The organism is Actinomycetota bacterium, assembly GCA_035536535.1.
Classification (GTDB): Bacteria; Actinomycetota; JAICYB01; order JAICYB01; family JAICYB01; genus DATLNZ01.
In genome coordinates, this window is sequence record DATLNZ010000017.1 from 1 (window position 1) to 2,563 (window position 2,563).

Sequence of the window (2,563 nt, forward strand, 5' to 3'; positions counted from 1 at the left end):
AGGGTCCTGCCGGTGAACGCGGACCGGAAGGGCCTGCTGGCCCCGTCGGTGCCGCTGGTCCGCAGGGTCCCGCAGGCCCCGCCGGACCGCAGGGTTCAGCCGGACTGAAGGGCGACACGGGAGCAACGGGTGCGGTGGGACCGGTGGGTCCTGCCGGACCGGCTGGCCCCGTCGGCGCCGCTGGGCCGCAGGGCGCGACGGGAGCCGTCGGGCCGCAGGGTCTGCAGGGCGAGACGGGAGCCGTCGGCCCGCAGGGGCCCCAGGGGGAGCAGGGCGCGACGGGAGCCGTGGGTCCGCAGGGTCTCCAGGGTGTGCAGGGTGAGTCTGGCCCAGCCGGACCTGCCGGCCCCGCTGGGCCCCAGGGTGAGGTTGGCGCGGCGGGTCCGCAGGGACCGCAGGGTCTCCAGGGCGCGACCGGGTTCACGGGCCCCGCTGGTCCGCAGGGGCCGCAGGGTGACGTGGGACCGGCGGGCGCGGCAGGCCCGGTCGGCCCGCAGGGTGACGTCGGGCCCGCGGGTCCGGCAGGTGCCCAGGGTCCGACAGGCGCGCAAGGTCCGGCGGGTCCGCAAGGCGCGGCGGGTCCACAAGGCCCGGCCGGTCCTCAGGGACCGCAGGGACCACAGGGTGTTGCCGGCGCCGACGGCGTCAGCGGATACATCATCTATCCCGTCGAGGTCCGGGTCACCGACTTCTTCGCCGCGACGTCCAGTCACTTCGTCGCTCCCTGCCCGATTGGCTCGCGGCCGGTGGGTGGCGGCCTGGAGACCGGCATGAACGGGACGGGCTTGACCCTGACCGCGTCGCACCCGACGCCGGGGACGACAGCGACCGCGACCGGCTGGCGCGTTCAGCTGCGCAACAACACCAACACCACGATCTCCACGTCGCTGCGGGTGTACGCGGTGTGCGTGGGGGTGAGACCTTAAAACGGTTCGAAGGTTCGAAGGTTCGAAGGTTCGAAGGTTCGAAGGTTCGGGGGAGGGGGGAGGTGGCTGGTCGTCAACGATGACGGCGGCCACCTTTTCCTTTTTCTGGCCGGTGCTCCAAGCTGCCTGAGTTCAAGCAGATACGCGCCGGTCGGAAGCTCGCGGGCTATAATGAGCCGCGATGAAGAGCGTCACGGCCGATTCGGCGAAGGCCCGGTGGGAGCGCGACGTTCTCCAGCCCACCCTCAGTAAATCGCCCGAACGCAGCAGCTCGTTCACCACGATCTCGGGCCGGCCCATCGAGCGTCTCTATACGCCCGACGACCTCGCGAACCTCGACTACGCCCGCGATCTGAACGATCCCGGCGTTTTCCCGTATACGCGCGGCATCCACCCGTCGGGCTACCACGGCAAGCTGTGGACCATGAGGCAGTTTGCGGGGTTCGGGACGCCGGAGGAGACCAACGAGCGCTATCGCACGCTGCTCGGCGCGGGAGGCACGGGTCTCAGCGTGGCGTTCGATCTGCCGACGCTGATGGGACGGGATCCTGACCATCCGCTGTCGCTCGGAGAAGTCGGGAAGTGCGGCGTCAGCATCGTCTCGCTCGCGGACATGGAGCGCCTCTTCGACGGCATCCAGCTGGCGGATGTCACGACGTCGATGACGATCAATTCGCCGGCCCCGATGGTCTTCGCGATGTATCTGGCGGTGGCTGAACAGCAGGGCGCCGACTGGAAGAGCCTCTCCGGGACGATCCAGAACGACATCCTGAAAGAGTTCATCGCGCAGAAGGAATACATCTACCCGCCACGGGAGTCGATGCGGCTCATCACCGACATCTTCGGGTTCTGCGCTCGCGAAGTGCCGAAGTGGAACACGGTTTCGGTCAGCGGGTACCACATCCGCGAGGCTGGTTCCACGGCCCTCCAGGAGCTGGCGTTCACGTTGCGCGACGGCATCGAGTACGTCCAGTACGGGATTGACGCCGGCCTCGACGTCGACGAGTTTGCGCCCCGGATCTCCTTTTTCTTCAACTCGCACAGCGATTTCTTCGAGGAAATCGCCAAGTTCCGCGCCGCCCGGAAGCTGTGGGCGGAAGTCATGCGCGACCGGTTTGGCGCCAGCCGCGAGCGGTCGTGGAAGCTCCGTTTTCACACGCAGACGGCGGGCGTGTCCCTGACCGCGCAGCAGCCCTACAACAACGTAGTGCGCACGGCGCTGCAGGCGCTCGCCGCCGTGCTTGGCGGGACGAACTCGCTGCACACGAATTCACTGGACGAGGCGCTGTCGCTCCCGACCGCGGAGGCGGCGACCCTCGCGCTGCGGACCCAACAGGTCATCGCCCACGAGAGCGGCGTCACCGGCATGGTCGACCCCCTCGGTGGCTCCTATTTCCTCGAGCGCCTGACGCTCGACATGGAACGGGAGGCGAAGGTCTATTTCGAGACCATCGACCGCATGGGGGGGATGGTCGAGGCCCTCGAACAGGGATACCCCCAACGGGAGGTCGCGGAGGCCTCCTACCGCTATCAGCAGGCGGTCGAAAGCCGGGCGAAAATCGTCGTCGGGGTCAACGATTTCCTCCAGGAGAACGAGCCCCACGTCCCCATCCTCTACATTGACGAGTCAACGGCCG

Annotated in this window: 2 protein-coding genes and 1 pseudogene; all 3 read left to right on the forward strand. The window is 68.2% G+C overall.

The genetic code is table 11. The features are described from left to right. Positions 1-644: pseudogene (locus tag VNE62_01310) on the forward strand (collagen-like protein). Positions 645-770: 126 nt separating this feature from the next. Then, positions 771-926 (forward strand): hypothetical protein, encoded by a 156-nt coding sequence (locus tag VNE62_01315; GenBank protein HVE90927.1) that lies wholly within the window; start codon positions 771-773, stop codon positions 924-926. A 181-nt stretch (positions 927-1,107) separates the two neighbouring features. Continuing rightward, on the forward strand, positions 1,108-2,563 hold a 1,456-nt coding region (locus VNE62_01320; GenBank protein HVE90928.1), incomplete at its 3' end, for a methylmalonyl-CoA mutase family protein.

Bases quoted from the DNA above. Each gene is read 5' to 3' on its own strand.
- VNE62_01315 (HVE90927.1), top strand. From the start codon at position 771: ATGAACGGGACGGGCTTGACCCTGACCGCGTCGCACCCGACGCCGGGG.